The 1182-nt window shown below is 43.9% G+C and carries 2 protein-coding genes; both read right to left on the minus strand.

Annotated elements, in window-relative coordinates:
• A partial coding sequence (locus ACP45E_RS22525; protein WP_241824383.1) for an STY4851/ECs_5259 family protein occupies positions 1 to 751 on the minus strand: 751 nt, incomplete at its 3' end.
• 195 nt (positions 752 to 946) lie between these two features.
• The coding region (locus tag ACP45E_RS22530; RefSeq protein ID WP_069585547.1) for a hypothetical protein at positions 947 to 1182 on the minus strand (236 nt) is incomplete at its 5' end.

The following is a 1182-nucleotide window of genomic DNA, read 5'->3' on the forward strand; positions in this document are numbered from 1 at the left end:
CTCTTCCGATCTTGAGCGTGACTGTCGTATCCGATTGCAGGTTTTCTGGAAAACTGGTGATTCGGGTACGAATGAGACTATCAATAGCGCGTTGACCAAACGACTTCGCCTCTTGAAAGCGCTCAAAAATAGCAAAGAAAGCATCTTGATAGTGATTAGATTGCTGGGAATAAACATCTAGTGAGAGCAAGTTGGATGGTAAGCCACCTTGCCGAAACACTGATCCAACATAATCGTTATGATTAGCACCAAAGCGAGCCAACGGTTTTTTCCAATAAACCGTCACTCCCTTTGTTACCACGTCACTCACTTGTGCTGGCGTAAGCTCAAAACCTCTCCCTTCAAAACCTAGCCGCTCAAAAATCGGCTGCCAACTCCAGTCACGAGTATACTCACGGCGAAACCACTCTGCGCCATACAATACAAAGGCTCCACACCACTCTTTTGAGAACGTATTTTTCACTGCAAAATTTGTACTGCTACTGAGCAGATCTTTTAGTGATACATACTCTTGGCCTGTCATGTGGTATTGGTACAACCCATCAGCAGAGTTAGGCGTTTGCAAATTAGCGCTGCGTTTCGATATAAAATCAGTCAGCCATCGGCCTACAGAGAGAGCACCACTTGAAGAGAAGGTATCATTTGAAGAGAAGTTGCCTTTTGGGGAGAGCGCCTTTTTTGAAGAACGAGTGCTTTTTAAAGAAAGCGTTCCCTTGATTGACGAAGAGCGTGCGTGGTCTGATGGTGTCATAATTCTACCTATTGAAACAATGGGCTTACTTAAATAAGCGTCACTGAAATCCTACCTTAAGTCGGTAGTTCTAAACGGTTAATAAGCTTATAAAAATAGAGTTTATTGAGTTGCATTGAGAAAACGTGAAGACAAAACCTTTATATGGGCGGCTAGCGACTCTTTTTGAACCAAGAATTGCCAACAAAATCGCCACTAATTGCTGTTTAGCCCTGCGTTAAATTGAGTCGCAAAGTCTAAACACTCATTACTGATATTTTGTTGGCTGCGTGCAGCTTGCTCCCACATCTCCACCTTGGCAGAGAAAAACTCAGAGTAGAGGAAACGACCATATTCTTGTTCGCCATGTTCTAATAGCCCCTCGACCATAAACTCAGTCACATATAGCCCTCTGTCTTCGCAAGCTGCGGTTAGACCAATTAGAGCCGCCA

This window comes from Vibrio genomosp. F10 str. 9ZD137, assembly GCF_049974785.1.
Taxonomy (GTDB): Bacteria; Pseudomonadota; Gammaproteobacteria; order Enterobacterales; family Vibrionaceae; genus Vibrio.